This window comes from Flavobacterium aquidurense, assembly GCF_031458035.1.
GTDB lineage: Bacteria > Bacteroidota > Bacteroidia > Flavobacteriales > Flavobacteriaceae > Flavobacterium > Flavobacterium aquidurense_C.
On record NZ_JAVDXR010000001.1, the window covers coordinates 766590 to 787742 of the forward strand.

General features: G+C 36.5%; 16 protein-coding genes. 11 read left to right on the forward strand and 5 right to left on the reverse strand.

Annotation, left to right across the window (positions count from 1 at the left end):
• Nucleotides 1-18: 18 nt before the first annotated feature.
• Together J2X17_RS03285 and J2X17_RS03290 are read right to left on the reverse strand one after the other, a co-directional pair.
• A complete protein-coding gene (locus tag J2X17_RS03285) occupies nucleotides 19-1887 on the reverse strand; it encodes an Nramp family divalent metal transporter (protein WP_310294641.1) in 1869 nt (622 codons plus the stop codon).
• Between the two features lie 69 nt (nucleotides 1888-1956).
• Nucleotides 1957-2346: a Fur family transcriptional regulator gene (locus tag J2X17_RS03290; protein ID WP_310294643.1), complete on the reverse strand. Its 390-nt coding sequence runs from the start codon at nucleotides 2344-2346 to the stop codon at nucleotides 1957-1959.
• 236 nt (nucleotides 2347-2582) lie between these two features.
• Between J2X17_RS03290 and J2X17_RS03295 the strand changes: the two genes are divergently transcribed.
• From J2X17_RS03295 to J2X17_RS03305, 3 genes are all read left to right on the forward strand, one after another.
• Complete coding sequence (locus J2X17_RS03295; protein ID WP_310294644.1) at nucleotides 2583-3338, forward strand: transporter; 756 nt, start codon at nucleotides 2583-2585, stop codon at nucleotides 3336-3338.
• Between the two features lie 176 nt (nucleotides 3339-3514).
• The gene (locus J2X17_RS03300) at nucleotides 3515-4690 is read left to right on the forward strand and encodes a lycopene cyclase family protein (RefSeq protein WP_310294646.1); all 1176 of its coding nucleotides are present in this window, start codon (nucleotides 3515-3517) and stop codon (nucleotides 4688-4690) included.
• Between the two features lie 151 nt (nucleotides 4691-4841).
• Nucleotides 4842-5252, forward strand: a complete 411-nt coding sequence (locus J2X17_RS03305) for a BrxA/BrxB family bacilliredoxin (RefSeq protein ID WP_026982321.1) — start codon at nucleotides 4842-4844, stop codon at nucleotides 5250-5252.
• A gap of 139 nt (nucleotides 5253-5391) precedes the next feature.
• Here J2X17_RS03305 and J2X17_RS03310 read toward each other — a convergent pair whose 3' ends face one another.
• From J2X17_RS03310 to J2X17_RS03320, 3 genes are read right to left on the reverse strand one after another with little or no spacing between them, the layout of a single operon-like run.
• On the reverse strand, nucleotides 5392-6759 hold the full coding sequence (locus J2X17_RS03310; RefSeq protein WP_310294653.1) for an efflux transporter outer membrane subunit: 1368 nt from the start codon (nucleotides 6757-6759) through the stop codon (nucleotides 5392-5394).
• Complete coding sequence (locus J2X17_RS03315) at nucleotides 6749-9922, reverse strand: efflux RND transporter permease subunit (protein ID WP_310294655.1); 3174 nt, start codon at nucleotides 9920-9922, stop codon at nucleotides 6749-6751. Before J2X17_RS03315 ends, J2X17_RS03310 begins: the two co-directional genes overlap by 11 nt.
• Before the next feature lie 34 nt (nucleotides 9923-9956).
• Nucleotides 9957-11105, reverse strand: coding sequence for an efflux RND transporter periplasmic adaptor subunit (locus J2X17_RS03320; protein WP_310294657.1), 1149 nt, complete (start codon nucleotides 11103-11105; stop codon nucleotides 9957-9959).
• Between the two features lie 366 nt (nucleotides 11106-11471).
• On the opposite strand from J2X17_RS03320, the gene trhO reads away from it, so the two are divergent.
• From trhO to J2X17_RS03360, 8 genes are all read left to right on the forward strand, one after another.
• Nucleotides 11472-12830, forward strand: coding sequence for an oxygen-dependent tRNA uridine(34) hydroxylase TrhO (trhO, locus tag J2X17_RS03325; RefSeq protein WP_310294658.1), 1359 nt, complete (start codon nucleotides 11472-11474; stop codon nucleotides 12828-12830).
• 24 nt (nucleotides 12831-12854) lie between these two features.
• On the forward strand, nucleotides 12855-13289 hold the full coding sequence (gene tnpA / locus J2X17_RS03330) for an IS200/IS605 family transposase (protein WP_310294660.1): 435 nt from the start codon (nucleotides 12855-12857) through the stop codon (nucleotides 13287-13289).
• Between the two features lie 994 nt (nucleotides 13290-14283).
• A complete protein-coding gene (locus J2X17_RS03335) occupies nucleotides 14284-15525 on the forward strand; it encodes a peptidase U32 family protein (RefSeq protein ID WP_310294662.1) in 1242 nt (413 codons plus the stop codon).
• Nucleotides 15525-15755: a ferredoxin gene (locus J2X17_RS03340; protein WP_310294664.1), complete on the forward strand. Its 231-nt coding sequence runs from the start codon at nucleotides 15525-15527 to the stop codon at nucleotides 15753-15755. The genes J2X17_RS03335 and J2X17_RS03340 overlap by 1 nt, the downstream gene beginning before the upstream one ends.
• A gap of 173 nt (nucleotides 15756-15928) precedes the next feature.
• The gene (locus tag J2X17_RS03345; protein WP_310294666.1) at nucleotides 15929-17266 is read left to right on the forward strand and encodes a PSP1 domain-containing protein; all 1338 of its coding nucleotides are present in this window, start codon (nucleotides 15929-15931) and stop codon (nucleotides 17264-17266) included.
• Nucleotides 17250-17729 (forward strand): gliding motility lipoprotein GldH, encoded by a 480-nt coding sequence (locus J2X17_RS03350; protein ID WP_310294669.1) that lies wholly within the window; start codon nucleotides 17250-17252, stop codon nucleotides 17727-17729. The genes J2X17_RS03345 and J2X17_RS03350 overlap by 17 nt, the downstream gene beginning before the upstream one ends.
• A gap of 10 nt (nucleotides 17730-17739) precedes the next feature.
• Complete coding sequence (locus J2X17_RS03355) at nucleotides 17740-20046, forward strand: penicillin-binding protein 1A (RefSeq protein WP_310294671.1); 2307 nt, start codon at nucleotides 17740-17742, stop codon at nucleotides 20044-20046.
• Between the two features lie 169 nt (nucleotides 20047-20215).
• Nucleotides 20216-20917 (forward strand): CoA transferase subunit A, encoded by a 702-nt coding sequence (locus J2X17_RS03360; RefSeq protein WP_310294673.1) that lies wholly within the window; start codon nucleotides 20216-20218, stop codon nucleotides 20915-20917.
• The last annotated feature ends 236 nt before the right edge of the window (nucleotides 20918-21153 follow it).

The window sequence follows — 21153 nt, forward strand, 5'->3', positions numbered from 1 at the left end:
TGTAACTTTGTACCTAATTTATTTAACAATCAACAAAGGTATCGAAATTTTATGTCTCAATTTATCAACGGTGGTACCAAATAAAATATCTTTTAATCCGGTGTGGCCGTGGGTTCCCATTACTAAAATATCAAAATTTCCTACGTTGATAATCTTCGGAATCACGGTGTTAGGTTTTCCAAAACCAAGTTCAGTTTCTATTCTGAAGCCCTTCTGCGAAAGCATTTCTTTATATTGTAATAATAATTTTTCGTCGATAGTGGTTTCATGGTCGTCAACGTGACCTCCGTACATCAATGCGCCTACCGTTTCAACAATGTGAATTAACGTGTATTTTGCATCGATTCCGCCCAATTCGAAGGCATTGTTTAGTGCAGCTTCATCAGCTTTAGAAAAATCGACTGAAATGGCTATGTTTTTCTTCGTGTAACTCTCCTTTGGTGTAAAATGAAGTTTTAAATGATGAGGCGAGTGGTTTTCGATATTTGATTTTATTCGGGCGATAAAAGGTTTGAATACGATATAAAGCAATAGTCCCAAAAATCCAAAAGCAAGCGGAACCACTGTACACCAAAGTATTGCTGGATGATTCGAGGTTGCAAGCCAAGACGTGATTTCATCATAAACCAATTTTGCATTTAGCGAAACAATGATCAAAGCAATAATCCAGGCAGCAATTTGAGTAGTTCTGGAAATATGAAACCCTTTCATTTTCGTTTTGTCGCTCACAAAATGTATCAGCGGAATAATCGCAAAGCCTAATTGCAGACTCAAAATCACCTGACTCAGAATCAGTAATTTTCCGGTAACGCTTTCTCCATAAATTAAAATTACTACAACAGCCGGAATAATAGCAATTAAGCGAGTTATAATTCGGCGAACCCAAGGCTGGATTCTTAAATTCAAATATCCTTCCATTACGATTTGTCCCGCCAGGGTTCCGGTTACGGTCGAGCTTTGCCCGGCAGCAATTAAAGCAACGGCAAATAAAACAGGTGCCCATTTGGTTCCCAATAAAGGTTCGAGGAATTTATGTGCGTCCTGAATTTCGGCAACTTCAAACATTCCGTTTCTATAAAATGTGGCTGCTGCCAAAATTAAAATAGCGGCGTTTACAAAAAAAGCAAGGTTTAAAGCAATTGTTGAATCGATGAAATTGTATTTCAAAGCCTGTTTGATTCCGGCTGGAGTTCTGTCGAATTTACGGGTTTGCACCAAAGACGAATGCAAATATAAGTTGTGTGGCATAACCGTTGCTCCAATAATTCCAATTGCAATGTACAAAGCTGCTGAACTAGGAATGGACGGAACCAATCCGTAAATCACTTTGTCAAGTTCCGGTTCTGCAAAAATCATTTCAAAAATGAAAGAAAACCCAATAATGGCGACCAATACAATTATAAAGGCTTCCATTTTGCGGATTCCTTTATTGATTAGGAACAGCAATAAAAAAGTATCTAAAACCGTAATCAAAACGCCTTCGATTAAAGGAATATCAAAAAGAAGATTAATTCCGATCGCCATTCCGAGTACTTCGGCGAGATCACAGGCGGCGATGGCAATTTCAGCTAGAAAATATAAAATGTAGTTGATAAATTTCGAATAGGTTTCTCTTGATGCCTGTGCCAGGTCACGCTGTGTAACAATGCCGAGGCGCGCACTTAGACTCTGCAGTAACAACGCCATTAAGTTGCTCATAAGCAAAACCCAAAGCAAAGAATACCCAAACTGACTTCCGCCAGCAATGTCTGTTGCCCAGTTTCCGGGATCCATATAACCGACGCTTACTAAATATGCCGGTCCTAAAAAGGCTAGTATTTTTCTGAATCCGGTTTTTTTATGCTCAGTAGCAACCGATTGGTGAACTTCTTCTAAAGATTTGGTCATTTTAAAAAAATATGGTTTAAGCAAATGTATAAAAAAATTACATTCGTTTAATATTTTTTTTAGTCGTGTCTAAATTTGATCAAAAGAGCAATTTGGGCATAATCCTGAAAGAGTAAAATTCAAATCGTGTACTTTATAGTTATGTGGTATAAGATAACTTGGTTTTACACTTTCAAGGCAAGTTACCTCATGACATTTTTGACAACTAAAATGGGCATGATTATGAATTTGAACAGGATGCGCATGTCGACATTTTACATACTTAATAGTTCCGTCGAGATTAATCGTTTTATGAATTAAATCATCATTTAGCAAGCGATCTAGTATTCGGTAAATGGTTACACGATCACATAAAGTACCTATTTGTTTCTGAATTTCTGTGTGTGATAAAGCAGTTTTAGATTGTGTTAGAATTTCTAAAACGGCAGTTTTTGCAGCAGTATTTCGGCTTACTTTCATTTTGACTATGAATTAAATTATCGCAACTTTGTTGCTTTATAAATGCGGAAAAATTATCGCAATAATATTGCATTAAACAAATATACTAGAAAAATAAGTAACTGACGAGTTTTTTGACTCTTATTAAATTTTATTTTTATATGATTTTATTTTGTAATAAAGTTTATAATTTAAAACTACTAAATGTGAAATTTAATTTTTAGATTTGTCTAAATTTAAATTAACAATAATCTAAAATGAAAAGCCGTTATAAAATAGTATTGTTGTTTTTATTTTTTGTAAGTTGGAGTTATGCTCAGGATTTACCATCTATACAAACCGATAGACCTGACCAAACGGAATGTCCGTTTATAACACCAAAAGGATACTTTCAATTTGAAAATGGTTTCTCCTATGAAAAAACAGCAAAAGGCAGCAACGAAATTATTGCACCAACTGTTTTGGCTAAGTTAGGAATAAATGATCATTTTGAATTGCGTTTGATCACAGAATTTGTAATCAATAAGGAAAACGCAAATCAGGTTTCGGGAATTAATCCGGTCTTTTTGGGTTTTAAAACGCGTCTTTTTGAAGAAAGAGGAATTATTCCTGTTACTTCTTTTATTGGTCATATTGGGATTCCGAAATTGGCTTCAAAAAATTTCCAAACGACATATTATACGCCTGAATTCAGATTTACGATGCAGCATACGCTAAGCGAAAAACAAACATTGAGTTATAATTTAGGTGCTGAGTGGGACGGAATTACTCCCGAGCCAACTTTTATTTATACACTTACAACGGGTTATACTTTTTCTGAAAAAATTAGTGGTTACGTCGAGTTGTATGGTTTTTTGCCTCAATATCAGGAACCTGATCACAGATTTGATGCGGGATTGAATTACCTTTTTAATGATAATCATCAATTAGATATTTCTGGAGGCATTGGCATTTCTGACACTTCTCCAGATTATTTTTTGGCTTTGGGGTATTCTTTCCGGTTTAAAATTTAACCCTCGATTTCTGAGGAGGTACGTTTTTTAAAATTAATTAATAATCAGTGTTTTAGTATAGTGGTTTTTATAGTAAAATAATAATGTTATGAAGATAGTGCTTTGAATAGATGGATAGCTTGAGAATTTCAAACAATCCTTAAAAAATCGAACAATAAAATTCCTTATTTTTGAGAATGAATTCTTCGCAAATCAAACATTTCGATTACATTTTTACAGGAACAGGTCTGGCAACTCTTATGACCGTTTATAAAATGGTTTTGTCTGGTAAATCCACCAACAAATCGATGTTACTGTTGGATCATGATCTCAAGAGAACAAATGACAGAACCTGGTGTTTTTGGGCAGATAAAGAAACAATGTGGAATTCCATAATCTCAAAAAAATGGAATTCGGCTTTATTTGCCAATGCAGATTTCAGAAGAGATTTAGAACTGAAGCCTTATCAATACAATCAAATTTGGGGAATAGATTTTTATAATTTTGTTTTTGAAGTGATTTCGAAGGAATCAAATATTACTTTTTTAAAAGAGAAAGTAACTGATATTAATGAACTGGAAACACATGTTTTTGTCGGAACAACAGAAAACAGATATACTTGCGATTACTTATTCAATAATATTTATACAAAGGCTTTCGCCGAAAATCAAACAAAATACCCAGTTTTGCAACAGCATTTTGTGGGTTGGTTTGTAAAGGCGGAAAATGAAATCTTCAATCCTGAACAAGCGACTTTCATGGATTTTTCTGTTGAACAAAGAGGAAATACACGCTTTATGTACGTTTTACCAACTTCGAAAAAAGAAGCTTTGGTCGAATATACGTTTTTTTCGGAGAAGCTTTTGTCAAAAGAAGAATATGAAAAGGAGATTCGGCTTTATTTGGAAAAACTCGGAGCAGGTAAATTTGAAATTATAGAAAAGGAGCAGGGAAGTATTCCTATGACTTGTTATCCTTTTTGGAAAAAAAACACTAAAAGAGTTTTAAATATTGGAACTGCCGGCGGTTGGACAAAACCAAGTACAGGTTTTACTTTTAAAAATTCGGATAAAAAATCGTCTGAGTTAGTCGCGTTTCTCAATGTTTCTCCTGAAACTTCGGGACCGCTCAGCATGACAAGTTTCCATAAAAAAAACCGATTCTGGTTTTATGATTTACTGCTTTTGGATATTTTACATCGTCATAACGAATTAGGGTGCACTGTTTTTTCCTCTTTATTTAAAAAAGGTAATCCAGTATTGATTTTTAAGTTTTTGGACGAAGAGACGAATTTAATGGAGGATTTTCGCGTGATTTTGAAATGTCCTAAACTGCCATTTATAAAAGCTTTGTTTCGGATTTTATTCAAATAAAAAGCGCTGATTTAGACTTTCGACTTTATGACTTTAAAACTTTTCGACTTTTTCCAATCGAACTATAACAAAACTTTATACTTCAAATTAAGTAGTTGCGAGTAAACTTTGTAACTTTGCAGTTCAAAAGTAAAATTTAAAAATAAACAATATGTATCCAGAAGAAATGGTAAAACCTATGCAAGCTGAATTGACTGCTGCAGGTTTTCAAGATTTACATAGTGCTGACGCTGTAGATAATGCTATCAAAGCTGAAGGTACCACTTTAGTAGTTGTAAACTCTGTTTGTGGTTGTGCTGCAAGAAATGCGCGTCCGGGAGCAAAAATGAGTTTAGAAGGTGCTAAAAAACCAGATCACTTAATTACAGTTTTCGCAGGTGTTGACAAAGAAGCTGTTGATGCTGCAAGACAACATATGTTTCCTTTTCCTCCATCATCGCCTTCTATGGCTTTGTTCAAAAACGGAGAATTGGTTCACATGTTAGAGCGTCACCACATCGAAGGACGTCCAGCTGAATTAATCGCTGAGAATTTGCAAGATGCGTTTAATGAGTTTTGCTAATTAGAAGGGACAAAGGTTCATAGGTACAGAGGTACAAAGGTTAAAACAAAAAGCACTATAGAAATATAGTGCTTTTTGTTTTTTATATCAACGAGTAAAACCTTTGAACCTTTGCAACTCTGAACCTTTGTACCTAAATTTAATTCCATCCCCCGCCCAGCGATCTATACAATTGAATCATAGAAGTAAGCTGGCTTTGCGTTAATTCTGAAAGACTTAGTTCAGCGTCAAAAAGAGAGCGTTGAACTTCAAGAACTTCGAGATAGGAAACGTAACCGTTATAATATCTGGCTTCAGATAATTCTAAATTTTTCTTTGCGGCAATAACTTGTCTGTCGCGTGCAGCCCATTCTTCTTTATAGGTTTTCACGTTTTGTAAAGCCTGTTCCACTTCTGCGACAGCGATAACACAGGTTTTTTGGTATGAAAGCCTGGATTCTTCGGCGATTTGTCTGTAGATTTCTACTCTCCTTTTGTTTTTTCCAAAATTAAAAATAGGTCCGGTAATGGAACCGCTTGCATTTTGGAGATAGGAAGAACCATCAAATAAATGACTTACCTCGGCATTTGCAAATCCGGCGATAGCGGCAATATTAAAAGAAGGAAAACGCATTGCCTGCGCGACACCAATTCTTTCGTTCGAAGCCATATAATAAAGCTCTGCCTGTCTGACATCCGGCCTGTTTCTTAAAAGGATAGAAGGGATGGAAACCGGTATATTATTCACTACTTCTAGTTCGGTAACAGTTTTACCGCGTTCAATAGGACCAGGAGCTTGTCCTAGTAATATTGAAATGGTATTTTCTCTTATGGTTATCTCTCTTTGAATTGATGGAATAACGGCTTCTGCAATGGCGACTTGTTGTTCGATTTGAACCTTGTCTACTTCAGAAACATATCCTGCCAAGAATCTCGCATTAATGATGTCAAATGCTTTTCTTCTTGTTTCCAAAGTCTGATTGGTAATAATCAATTGATTGTCATAATTACGAAGCTCAAAATAAGCTGTTGCAATATCGCTTACCAGATTTGAAAGAATTACTTTTCTTCCTTCCTCACTAGCAATCAATTCATCCTGAACCGCTCTGTTTTCATGGCGGATTTTACCCCAAAAATCAAGTTCCCAGGATAGGGAAGCAGACGCACTCGAAGGGATAAAAGCCTTATCGTTACTGTTTACTGTTCCGTTATAACCAATGGCAGGCAATAAGTCGGCTTTTGTGTAGCCCAATTCTGCTCTGGTTTGTTCAATACGCGCCATCGCAATTTTCAGGTCATAGTTGTTTTCAAGTCCCTTATTGATAAGTCCTTTTAAAACATCATCATTAAAAAGATCAAACCATTTCACGTTGACTACAGAAGCAAGTGTATCTGCATATCCAGGTCCGTAGCGGAAATTAGCCGCTTGTGGATCTTCTGGTTTTTTATATTTTGGACCTACTAAACAAGCAGTAGGAAGTACTGCAAGAGTCAGAATAACAATTACTATTTTTAATTTATTCATCATGATCTGTAGTTTTTGAATCCGTACTAATTTCAGTTGCTACAACCTCATCTTTCTTTTTTCCTATATTCTCAATCATTACGAACAATCCCGGAACAATTAGTACACCGAGAACAGTTGCAATCAACATTCCGCTGAATACTGCCATTCCCATTACGATACGTGCCTGAGAACCTGCACCAGTCGCGGTCAGTAAAGGAACAACTCCCAGGATAAAGGCAAAAGCGGTCATTAAGATTGGTCTAAAACGAAGTTTTGCCGCGACCATTGCCGATTCATAAAGTGGTTTTCCTTTTTCATATTCTTCTTTGGCGAATTCCACAATAAGAATGGCATTTTTAGCCACTAATCCAATTAAGAGGACAAGACCAATTTGCGCAAATACATTGTTTACGTAAGCATCACTTCCAACTCTTGCAAGGAACAATCCTAAAAATGCTCCAAAAACTGCAAATGGCGCTCCAAGTAATACACTAAATGGCAGTTTCCAACTTTCGTACTGCGCCGCAAGAATCAAGAATACAAATACCAATGCCATGAAAAATACCATACCACCACCCGGGGAGTGTTTTTCCTGATACGAAAGATTGATGTAATCGTAACTCATATCAGCAGGTAAGGTTTCGGCGGCAACTTCTTCTAAGGCGGTAAGGGCTTGGGCACTACTAAATCCGTCGGCAGGGCTGCCTCCAATTTCGGCTGATCTAAATAAATTAAGACGGTTGGTGAAATCCGGTCCTGCCACTTTTGTTGCAGTAACCAGCGTAGATACAGGCAACATATCTCCATTGTTATTTCTGACGTAAATCTTATTTAAATTTTCGGGTTTCAACCTGTCAACGGCTTCACCTTGCAAATACACTTTATACTGACGACCAAAACGGTTGAAGTCATTCACATAAGTTCCTCCTAAAAATGCGCCCAGTACTTCAGTAACTTTTGAAACGGGAACGCCTAATTTCATCGCTTTTTCGTTGTCGATATCCAGTTTTATCTGAGGTGTTCCTGCATTAAAAGTCGTATAAATTCTTTTGATTTCGGGACGTTTTTGAGCAGCTGCAATAAAGGCTTGTGTTTGCTGGGCAAGATATTGTGGCGAATTTCCACCTCTGTCCTGCAGCATTAAACTAAACCCTGCAGATGCTCCCAACCCTTGAATCGCTGGGGGACCAAATGCAAACGCGGTTGCAGTTGTGATTTGTGTTGATAGTTTTTGATTTAATCGATCTACCAATTGTTTTGCCGTTTCAGCTCTTTCTTCCCATGGTTTTAAGGATATGAAAATAAAAGCGTTATTCGGTTGGTAAGAGTTGGTAAGCATACTAAATCCGTTGATGGTAGTATATGACAAAATCGATTCTTCTTGTTTTAGAAAACCATCCACTTTTCTTGAAATCTCATCTGTACGTTGTAGAGAAGATGCAGGAGGTAATGCAATATTAATTAATACATAACCTTGATCTTCCTCAGGAATAAATCCTAACGGAATTTTTTTACCTAATAGCACAACTGCAAGTATAACTATACCTAACAATGCGACAATACGTAACGATTTTTTGGCAAAAAAAGTAGCGCCTTTTATATAACCACCGGTAACTTTTTCGAAAATTCTGTTGAAACCTGTAAAAAATTTAGCCAGCCAGCCTGTTTGCTGATCAACGGGTTTAGTGGGTTTCAGCAACATCGCACAAAGCGCGGGACTCAGCGACAACGCACTAAATGCCGAGAAGGCGACCGAGACGGCAATGGTTATCGCAAATTGTTGGTAAAAACGGCCTGTAATACCTGGTGTCATCGCAACGGGTACAAATACCGCAATCAAAATCAGTGCAATTGCAATTACAGGTCCTGAAACTTCCCGCATTGCCTGTATGGTGGCGTCTTTTGGAGATTTGCCATGTTCAATATGATGCATTACGGCTTCAACAACCACGATGGCATCATCGACCACAATACCAATTGCCAGTACTAATCCCAATAAAGACAGCGTGTTAATAGAGAATCCCAGTAATGGGAAAACCGCTATCGTACCAATTAAAGATACAGGAACCGTAATTAATGGAATTAAGGTAGCACGCCAGTTTTGAAGAAATATAAATACAACCAGAATTACCAGAATAACCGCTTCAAAAAGCGTGTGAACGATATCTTCAACACCTGCGGTAATAGCCAGAGTGGTATCTAATGATTCTTGGTAAGCGACATCCTTTGGGAATTTTTCAGACATTTTTTTCATTGCTTCTTTTGCAAGAGTTGCAACTTCAAGAGCGTTACTTCCGGGCATCTGAAACAATGTAATTGCCGCTGATGCAGTACCATTTCTACGGGCATTCGAGCTATAGTTTTCTGTTCCTAATTCGATTCTCGAAATGTCGCTCAATAGTACTTGCGCCCCATCTGATTTGCTTTTTACTACGATCTGGCCAAATTGCTTTTCAGTAACCAAACGATCCTGAAGCGTAACACCATAAGTGAAATCTGTTCCAGGCGGCGTAGGTTCTGCACCAAATTTACCTCCCGGGCTAATCATGTTTTGTGCATTTAGGGCATTTTTGACATCATCAACGGTTACCCCAAGTTTGCTCATGACATCGGCTTTAAGCCAAATTCTCATGGAATAGTCGCTTCCTCCAAATAGCGAAACTTCACCAACTCCTTTGATACGTGCCAACTGATCGACAATGTTGATATTGGCGTAGTTATTCAGGAATTTTGAATCGTATTTTGGATTAGTAGAAGTCAGCGTAAACAACATCATCGGAAATGATAATGATTTTTTTACCACCACCCCTTGCTGTTTTACACTTGGCGGCATAAAAGGAGCTGACTGTGCCTGACGGTTTTGGGTAAGCATGTTTGCATTATCCAAATTGGTTCCTACATCAAACGTTACTTCGATAGTACAAGCTCCATCAGAGGTATTAGTAGATTTTATATAAAGCATTTGCTCAACTCCATTTACTTTTTGTTCAATTGGAGTTGCAACAGCCTGTTCAACATTTAAGGCATTTGCTCCTGTAAAAGAAGTTGTAATTTTTACTACAGGCGGATTGATGTCTGGATACTGTGATATTGGCGTTTTTTGTAATGCAAGTAATCCGAGTATCACAATAATGATACTGATTACCATGGCTACGATTGGTCTTCTAACAAAAAATTCTCCCATAATGATGTTTCTAAATTATTTAGTTGGCACGGAATTAATTAACGGCTTGTCCAGGAGTCCATTGTTTTATTTGTGGAGTGATAACACTTCCGCTTTTTAATAGGGAGGTTCCTCCGAGAGCAACCTTGTCATCAGCTGTTAAGCCATCAAGGATGATATAGGAGTCTTTGAATGCCGGTCCTATTTGTACTGCTTTCATTTCTACTTTATTGTCTTTGCCTACGACATAAACCTGAGAAATTCCCTGCATTTCAATAACGGAACGTTGAGGTATGATTAATGCATTTTTGCGAACATCGGTAACGACTTGTACTTTTACATATTGGCCTGGACGAATTAATTGTTCCGGATTAGAAAATGCAGCTTCAAAAGTAACAGCACCAGTAGAAGGGTCAATTTGTCTGTCAGCAAAACTGATTTTTCCTTTTTCAGGATATAGAGAACCATCTGATAATAGAATAGAAATTGATTTTCCGGCACCTTTCAAGTCAGAATTTTTCTTTGATAATTCTCTGAAAATTCGGAGATATTCCTGCTCGCTCATGGTAAAACGAACTCTTACATCTCCTAAATCAGAAATAGTATTAAGTACTGATAGTGCACCCGGACGTACATAATCGCCGACTCTCACTTTTGATATTCCTATTAAACCTGAGATTGGAGCAACAATGTTGCAATAACTCAATTCTATTTTTGAGTTTTTCAGATTTGCCGATGCCGCTTTGATTCCGGCAACAGACGCATTATATGCTGATCTGGCTCCTACCAACTCTCGTTGACTGATGGCGTTCATTTTGGCTAACGGTTCCATCATCTCATAATCAGATTTGGTTTTTGCCAATCTTGCTTGTGATTCAGCCAATTGTCCTTCGGCTTCACTTACTTTGGTTTGAAAAGGTAACGGATCAATAGTGTATAACAATTGTCCTTTGTGTACTAAACTGCCTTCTTTGAAATTAAGGCTTTCAATAACACCATCAACTCTGGGGTTAATTTGGATGTCGGATTGTCCAAATGTTTCACCGGTAAATTCTGATTCAAGATTTACATCTTGCTGCAGCACTTTTACGATTTGAATTTCTAAGGGTTTAGGTTCTGGTTTTGCCTCTTTTTTGCAGGACGTATTAATCGCGGCCAGAACGATAATTAAAAATAAAATTTTAATCTTTTTTAACGTAATCATAAAATTATTATTAGGGTGAGTTTAACAAATTTACTGATTTAAATGAATCATTAAGAGTTAATTATAAAAAAACAACGGAAAAATTTGTGACTATTATATTGAAATATTCATTATATTACGAGAAAAGGCCATAATTTGTTAATGAACTGTTTTTAAATCGTTTAGCTAATTTCGTGTCAGGGCTTGATTTTATTGATATTTCGATTTAAAAAAAGTAATTCATTCAAGTATTTCCTAAAAAGCTTAAAATCACAATATTTCGCTAAATTGTCTTTAAAAACCGTAAAAATTCGCTAATTTTGCGCCCGAATTCAGGAAGAAAATAGAATTCATACATATCATTTCTCAACTTAAATAGTTTATAGCATGCAACTGTACAACACTTTAAGCGCAGAAGAAAGAGCCATCATGATTGATGATGCAGGTAAACAACGACTAACGTTGTCTTTCTACGCGTACGCCAAAATTCAAGATCCCAAAAAATTTCGCGATGATTTATTTTTAGCCTGGAACAAGCTCGATGCTTTAGGCCGAATTTATGTTGCCAATGAAGGAATAAATGCTCAAATGAGTATTCCTGAAGAAAATTTAGAAGCTTTTAGAGAAACTCTTGAAACATACGATTTCATGAAAGGTATACGTTTGAATGAAGCTGTAGAACATGATGACCATTCCTTTTTAAAACTTACGATTAAAGTGCGTCATAAAATTGTTGCTGACGGTTTGAACGACGAAACTTTTGATGTAACTGATATAGGCGTTCACTTGAAAGCCAAAGAATTCAATGAAATTTTAGACGATCCAAACACAATTGTGGTTGATTTTAGAAATCACTACGAAAGTGAAGTAGGGCATTTTAAAAATGCCATTACTCCGGATGTTGAAACTTTCAGAGAGAGTTTACCCATAATCAATGAGCAACTTCAAAATCACAAGGAAGATAAAAATCTGGTAATGTATTGTACCGGAGGAATTCGTTGTGAAAAAGCAAGTGCTTATTTTAAGCATCAGGGCTTTAAAAATGTTTATCAATTGGAAGGTGGGATCATTAATTACGCGAAACAAATTGAAGCAGAAGGTTTAAAAAGCAAATTCATTGGTAAAAACTTTGTGTTTGATAATCGTCTGGGCGAAAGAATCACAGACGATATTATTTCGCAATGTCATCAATGCGGAAAACCTTGCGACAATCATACCAATTGTGAAAATGATGGATGCCATTTGTTATTCATTCAATGTGATGAATGTAAAGCTGCGATGGAAAATTGCTGCTCTACAGAATGTTTAGATATCATCCACATGCCTTTGGTGGACCAGGTTCGTTTGAGAACCGGAAAACAAGTTGGAAACAAGGTTTTCAGAAAAGGAAAATCTGAAAATTTAAAATTCAAACATTCAGGTGAACTAGCTGATACGGCTTTGGCTGCAGCCGAAAAGTCATCAGACATCCGTCAAAAGATAAAAGTAAAAAAAGTACTTCTTGGAAAAGCCGAGCATTATTATGTAAAAGCGCAAGTTGGACAATTTACGGTTGAAAATCAAGAAGTAAATGTTGGTGATAAAATCATTATTTCCGGACCGACAACTGGAAATCAGGAATTGGTTTTAGACAAAATGGTCGTAGACGGTGAGGAAACTCAATCAGCAAAAATCGGAGATAAAGTTACTTTTGAAGTTCCATTTCGCATTCGTTTGTCAGATAAATTGTATAAAATTGTAAATTAGCGCAAAATTTATGCTAATTTATTTATGTCACAATCCTTTACCAAATTATGGATTCATGCAATTTGGGCAACCAAAAATCGTCAGGAATTAATTGATTTCTCAATTGAGAAAAAATTGTACGATTTCATTTGGCAGGAGTTAAGTGAACTGGGTTGTCCCGTTAGAATCATCAATGGCATGCCTGATCATGTGCATGTTTTATTTTTACAAAATCCACAAAAAACTATTACAGACATTGTAAAGCAAATCAAAGGAAGTTCTTCTCATTTTATAAATAGAGGAGAACTTATCCTTGAAAAATTTGCTTGGCAAACCGGCTATGCCGCTTTTTCTGTCAGCGAGTCCCAATTAGACGCGGCTTACAATTATATTAAAAATCAAAAACAACATCATCTTAAGAAAAATGGACAAGATGAATTTGATGATTTTGTAAAACTGCATGGATTGTATAAAAAATGATTGCTCATTGATATGCTCCCCGTGGTTTAAACCACGGGCTATATTGAAATACCGCACACAGAATCAAAACATAGCCTGCGGTTTCAACCGCAGGAACGCAATGCATATTCGCAACAATAATACATTGACAAATGTAGATTTGAAATTGATATGCTCCCCGTGGTTGAAACCAAGGGCTATATTGAAATACCACACACAGAATCAAAACATAGCCTGCGGTTTCAACCGCAGGGACGCAATGCATATCGGCAACAATAATACATTGACAAGGGTAGATTTGACATTGATATGCTCCCCGTGGTTGAAACCACGGTCTATATTGAAATACCACACACAAAATCAAAACATAGCCTGCGGTTTCAACCGCAGGGATGCAATGCATATTCGCAACAATAATACATTGACAAGGGTAGATTTGACATTGATATGCTCCCCGTGGTTGAAACCACGGTCTATATTGAAATACCACACACAGAAGCAAAACATAGCCTGCGGTTTCAACCGCAGGAACGCAATGCATATTCGCAACAATAATACATTGACAAAGGTAGATTTGACATTGATATGCTCCCCGTGGTTTAAACCACGGGCTATATCGAAATACCACACACAAAATCAAAACATAGCCTGCGGTTTCAACCGCAGGGAAGCAATGCATATTCGCAACAATAATACATTGACAAAGGTAGATTTGATATTAATACGTCCCCGTGGTTTCAACCAAGGTCTATATTGAAATACCACACACAGAAGCAAAACATGGCCTGCGGTTTCAACCGCAGGGACATAATGCATATCGGCAACAATAATACATTGACAAAGGTAGATTTCACATTAATACGTCCCAGTGGTTTAAACCACGGTCTATATTGAAATACCACACACAGAAGCAAAACATAGCTTGCGGTTTCAACCGCAGGGACGCAATGCATATGCGTAACAATACGTCAACGCTGTTAAAACTTCGCGATATTAATATAACACATAAAAAAAAATGATAATTAAGAATAAAATTGAACTCATGGCTCCCGCAGGGAGCTTTGATTCACTTCAGGCTGCGCTTGATAACGGCGCAGATTCTATCTACTTTGGCGTAGAACAACTCAATATGCGTGCTCGCTCAACAGTAAATTTCACAATGGAGGATCTGCAGGAAATTGCGAATCGCTGTGAGGCCAAAAATGTAAGAAGTTATTTGACGCTGAACACTATTATTTACAATCATGATTTGTCTGTTGTAAAAACACTTTTAAACAAAGCTAAGGAAGCCAATATTACTGCTGTAATTGCTTCTGACCAAGCTGTAATTGCAATGGCAAGAAGCATTTCAATGGAAGTTCACATTTCCACACAGTTGAATGTGACGAACATTGAAACCATAAAATTCTACAGTTTGTTTGCCGACACGATGGTTTTAAGCCGGGAATTGAGTTTACGCCAAGTAAAGAAAATTACAGATCAAATCGAGAAAGAACAAATAAAGGGACCGAACGGGAATTTAATTGAAATTGAAATTTTCGGTCATGGTGCCTTATGTATGGCGGTTTCCGGAAAATGTTATTTGAGTCTGCATTCGCATAATTCTTCTGCAAATCGTGGAGCCTGCAAACAAAATTGCCGTAAAAAATATACAGTTATCGATCAGGAAACGGGTTTTGAAATTGAACTGGATAACGAATACATGATGTCGCCAAAAGATTTGTGCACGTTAGATTTTCTTGATCAGGTTATTGATTCTGGAATTCAGGTTTTAAAAATAGAAGGTCGCGGCCGTGCACCGGAATATGTTGCAACAGTAATCAAAACGTATCGTGAAGCAATTGATGCTTATTACTATAAAACGTTCTCCAAAGAAAAAGTCGAAGTCTGGGTGGAAAGTTTGAATACCGTTTACAATCGCGGTTTTTGGTCAGGTTATTATCTGGGGCAAGAATTAGGAGAATGGAGCGACATTCCAGGATCTGCTGCGACTCAAAAGAAAGTATACGTTGGAAAAGGCACGCATTATTTTCCTAAAGCAGAAGTCGGACAATTCAAGATAGAAGCTTACGATATTAAAATTGGAGATAAAATTTTGGTTACCGGCCCAAGTACAGGTGCTAAGGAAATGATTATTGATGAAATATTTGTGGATAATAGGGCTGTTAAAAATGCGACAAAAGGTGATGATTGTACTTTTAAATTGCCTTTCCGAATCAGAATGTCTGTTAAATTATATAAAATTGTACAAGCGTAATGGTAATTATAACATTGCAAAGAGATAAATGTATTGGCTGTAATTACTGCGTCGAAATGGATCCGGTTCATTTTCAAATGTCAAAAAAAGATGGAAAATCAGTTTTGATTAATTCAGTGAATGCAAAAGGATTTTATACTTTAAAATCTACCAATCATTCTATTGTTGAAAATTGTGAATTAGCGGTAAAGGCGTGTCCGGTTAAGATTATTACGATTAAAGAAACTTAAATTTTTTATTTAAAATGTTTTTAAAAAACCTATTTTGCCACAAGCAGAATAGGTTTTTTTATTTAACAAGCATTTAGTTTTAATCCATAAAAACCAAACTAAAAAAAATACTATCTTTACCGATTAAACGTTTATGAACTTAAGTTGCTTTGTGCAACACTACATATATAATTATGGCATGTACAAGTTGTTCAACCTCAGATGGTGGCGCACCAAAGGGTTGTAAAAATAATGGGACTTGCGGCACCGATAGCTGCAATAAATTAACGGTTTTTGACTGGCTTGCGAACATGAGTCCGTCTAATGGAGAGGCTGTTTTTGACTGTGTTGAGGTTCGTTTTAAAAACGGACGCAAGGAATTTTTTAGAAATTCGGAGAAATTAACTTTAAGTATTGGTGATATTGTAGCAACTGTTGCATCACCAGGACATGATATCGGGATTGTAACTTTGACAGGAGAATTGGTAAAAATTCAAATGAAGAAAAAAGGTGTAAATCACGAAAGCAATGAAGTTCCTAAAATTTATAGAAAAGCATCTCAGAAGGATATTGATATTTGGTCTGTAGCGCGTGATCGTGAAGAGCCAATGAAAGTTCGTGCGCGTGAATTAGCGATTCAGCATAAATTAGAAATGAAAATTTCTGATATTGAATTTCAGGGAGACGGATCAAAAGCTACATTCTACTATACAGCAAATGACAGAGTAGACTTTAGACTTTTGATTAAGGATTTTGCAAAAGAATTCAGCACCAGAGTCGAAATGAAACAAGTTGGTTTCCGTCAGGAAGCGGCTCGTTTGGGCGGAATTGGTTCTTGCGGACGTGAACTTTGCTGTTCTACATGGCTGACAGATTTTAGAAGTGTGAATACTTCGGCTGCCCGTTACCAACAGCTTTCTCTAAATCCTCAAAAATTAGCCGGACAATGCGGAAAATTAAAGTGTTGTCTGAACTACGAGCTTGATACGTATATGGATGCGCTGAAAGATTTCCCGGATTACGATACTAAATTAGTGACTGAAAAAGGAGATGCAGTTTGTCAAAAGCAAGATATTTTTAAAGGTTTAATGTGGTTTGCGTACACGAATAATTTCGCAAACTGGCATGTTTTGAAAATTGATCAGGTAAAAGAAATTATTGCCGAAAATAAACAGAAAAACAAAGTTTCTTCACTTGAAGATTTTGCAATTGAAGTAGTTTCAGAGCCTGAAAAAGATTTCAATAATGCAATGGGACAAGAGAGTTTAACTCGTTTTGACCAGCCTAAAAGAAAGAAAAAACCAAATCGCAAACGCAAACCAAATGCTGAAAATGCGATTGTAGCTACTCCAAACAAACCGCAGCAAGGAAATAATAATCCTAATAAACAGGGCGGAGGAGGAAATCCGAATAAAGCAAACAAGCCAAATAACAAACAAAATCAGTCGAACAAGCCAAATAATTCGAATGAGAACAAACCGGCTGAACCAAGAAAACCTATAATTATTACTAAAAATGAGAATAAAAAATAGCGGAATTCTTCTTTTGGTAGCAATACTTCTTTTTTCTTGCGATAAAAAAAGAGTATTCGATGAGTACAAATCTGTTGGAAGCGCATGGCATAAAGATAGTGTTGTAACTTTTGATTTACCTGTTTTAGATTCCACCAAAAAATACAATTTATTTGTAAATTTGAGAGACAATAACGATTATCCGTTCAATAATTTGTTTGTAATTGTAGCTCTCGAAATGCCAAATGGTTTTACGAAAGTAGATACGTTAGAATACCAAATGGCTAACCCTGACGGGACTTTATTAGGAAATGGTTTTTCAGACATTAAAGAAAGTAAACTGTTTTATAAAGAAGACGTGAAGTTTAGAGGAAAGTACAAAGTACACATAAAACAAGCTGTTAGGCAATCAGGGAAAATACCGGGAGTTCAGGAATTGGACGGTATTACAGACGTAGGTTTTAGAATAGAACAAAAAGATTAGAAATATAGTTATGGCTGCTAAAAAAAACAATCAAACAAATAGCGTTAAAGATATCAATTACTATAAAAAGAAATTTTGGAGAGTCTTTGCTTATTCTCTCCTTGGTGTTTTAGCTTTCTTTTTATTTGCCTCTTGGGGATTATTCGGCTCAATGCCTTCTTTTGAAGACTTGGAAAATCCGGATTCAAATTTAGCTACCGAAATTATCTCTTCTGATGGAGTGGTTCTTGGTAAATACTTCAAAACCAACAGATCACAACTTAAATATTCAGATCTTCCAAAAAGTTTGGTTGAAGCTTTAGTTGCTACTGAAGATGCTCGTTTTTACGAACATTCAGGAATCGACGGACGCGGAACTTTAAGAGCAGTTTTTAGTTTAGGAACTAACGGTGGAGCAAGTACGTTAACACAGCAATTAGCAAAGCAATTATTTCACGGAGAAGGTTCTAAGTTTCTTCCTTTTCGAATTGTACAAAAAATAAAAGAATGGATTATCGCCATTCGTCTGGAAAGACAATATACCAAAAACGAAATTTTGGCGATGTATTGCAATGTTTACGATTTTGGAAATTATTCTGTTGGAGTAAGTTCTGCCGCGCAAACCTATTTTTCCAAAGACCCAAAAGATTTAACGATGGATGAATCGGCTATTTTAGTCGGAATGTTCAAGAATTCAGGTTTATATAATCCGGTTCGTAATCCGGAGGGCGTAAAAAACCGTCGTAATGTGGTGCTTTCTCAAATGGAAAAAGCAAAAATGATTACGGAATCTGAAAAATTAAGATTACAGGCGCTGCCAATTACTTTGAAATTCAAATTAGAAAGCCACCGCGAAGGAACTGCAACTTATTTCAGAGAATATCTTCGTGATTATATGAAGAAATGGGTAGCTGAAAACAAAAAACCTGATGGCTCTGATTACGATATCTACAAAGATGGTCTGAAAATTTACACTACTATCGATTCAAGAATGCAGTCTTATGCGGAAGAAGCCGTTTCTGAGCACATGAAAAACCTGCAACAGCAATTTTTTATTGAAATGAAAACCAATAAAAATGCGCCTTTCGTAAATATTACCCAAGCAGAAACAGAAAGAATCATGATGCAGGCGATGAAAAATTCTACGCGATGGGCAATCATGAAAGATATGGATAAAAGCGAAGATGACATCATTGCTTCATTCAAAGTAAAAACACAAATGCGCATTTTTACCTGGAAAGGGGAGCGTGATACGATTATGACACCTTTGGATTCTATTCGCTATTATAAACACTTTTTGCAATCTGGTTTAATGGCTATGGAGCCTCAGACCGGAAATATCAAAGCGTGGGTTGGTGGAATCAATTATAAATATTTTCAATACGATCACGTTGGGCAAGGAGCGAGACAAGTAGGTTCTACTTTTAAACCGTTCGTTTATGCAACAGCGATTGAACAATTAAATATGTCGCCTTGTGATTCTATTTTAGACGGTCCGTTTATGATTCACAAAGGACGTCACCATGTTACGGAAGACTGGGAGCCAAGAAACTCTGACAATAAATACCGCGGAATGGTTACGCTAAAGCAAGGTTTGGCAAATTCCATCAATACGGTTTCGGCTAAATTAATTGATAGAACGGGTCCTGAAGCTGTTGTAGAATTGACACAAAAATTAGGAGTTAAAACTGAAATTCCGGTACAGCCTTCTATCGCATTAGGAGCCGTTGATATTACCGTTGAAGATATGGTCGCAGCTTACAGTACGTTTGCAAACCAGGGTGTTTACGTAAAACCTCAGTTTTTAAGTAGAATTGAGAATAAAAGCGGAGAGGTTATTTACGAACCAATTCCGGAATCGCATGATGTTTTAAATAAAGATATTGCTTTTGCAGTAATCAAATTATTAGAAGGAGTTACAGAAACTGGATCTGGTGCACGTTTACGTACAGAAGGTGGAGGAAGTGGAGATAACCGTTGGACAGGATATCCATACATGTTTAGAAATCCAATTGCGGGTAAAACAGGAACAACTCAAAACCAGTCAGACGGTTGGTTTATGGGAATGGTTCCGAACTTAGTTACAGGTGTTTGGGTTGGTTGTGAAGACCGTTCAGCACGTTTCAAAAGTTTGACATATGGTCAGGGCGCTACAGCCGCATTGCCAGTTTGGGCTTATTTTATGAAACTTTGCTACAAAGACGAAAGTCTCCAGATTTCTAAATCAGAATTTGAACGTCCGGCAAATCTTTCTATAAAAGTAGATTGTTACAGTAGACCAGCTGTTGTAAAAGATACCACTCAAACAGAACAAAATACAGACGAATTTGAATTGTAAATTCAATTATCTTTAAATAAAAAATATCCTTTTGTAACTTCTGAAATTTGGAAGGATACAAAAGGATATTTTTTTGAAATGAGTATGTTTTATTTTTTACGAAATCGTTATAATTTAATCTAAAAATCTTATTTTTATCAAAAATATACGGTAATAAAGACAGTTTGTTATGATAACAAAAAAAGTAAATAATGTTCAGGAGGCAATTGCCGGAATTGAAAACAGCATGACAATCATGTTTGGTGGTTTCGGTTTATGCGGAATTCCTGAAAACACGATTGCAGCCTTGGTAAACACAGGTGTTTCAGATTTAACTTGCATTTCAAATAATGCAGGAGTTGATGATTTTGGTTTGGGATTGCTTTTACAAAAGAAGCAAATCAAAAAAATGATTTCATCTTATGTGGGAGAAAATGCCGAGTTCGAACGCCAGATGCTTTCAGGTGAATTAGAAGTGGAATTAACTCCGCAAGGTACTTTAGCAGAACGTTGTCGTGCAGCACAAGCTGGTATTCCTGCTTTTTTCACGCCGGCAGGTTTTGGAACTGAAGTTGCTGAAGGAAAAGAAGTTCGCGAATTCAACGGCAAAATGCACATCATGGAATTAGCTTTTAAAGCTGATTTTGCCATCGTGAAAGCATGGAAAGGCGATGAAGCCGGAAATCTTATTTTTAAAGGAACTGCCAGAAACTTCAATGCGTGTATGGCAGGTGCAGGTAAGATAACTATTGCTGAGGTTGAAGAATTGGTTCCCGTTGGAACTTTAGATCCAAATCAAATTCATATTCCGGGAATCATGGTGCAACGTATTTTTCAGGGAGAAAAATTTGAAAAAAGAATCGAACAACGAACTGTAAGACAGAGGAATTAATTAGATAATTTGTCAATTAGATAATGAAATAGATTGCGCAAAGGCAAACATTATCTAATTATCAAATTTTCTAATTGGCACATTAAAAGAATTAGATAATGAGATAATTTGTCAATTAGATAATGAAATAGATTGCGCAAAGGCAAACATTATCTAATTATCAAATTTTCTAATTGGCACATTAAAAGAATTAGATAATGAGATAATTTGTCAATTAGATAATGAAGTAGATTGCG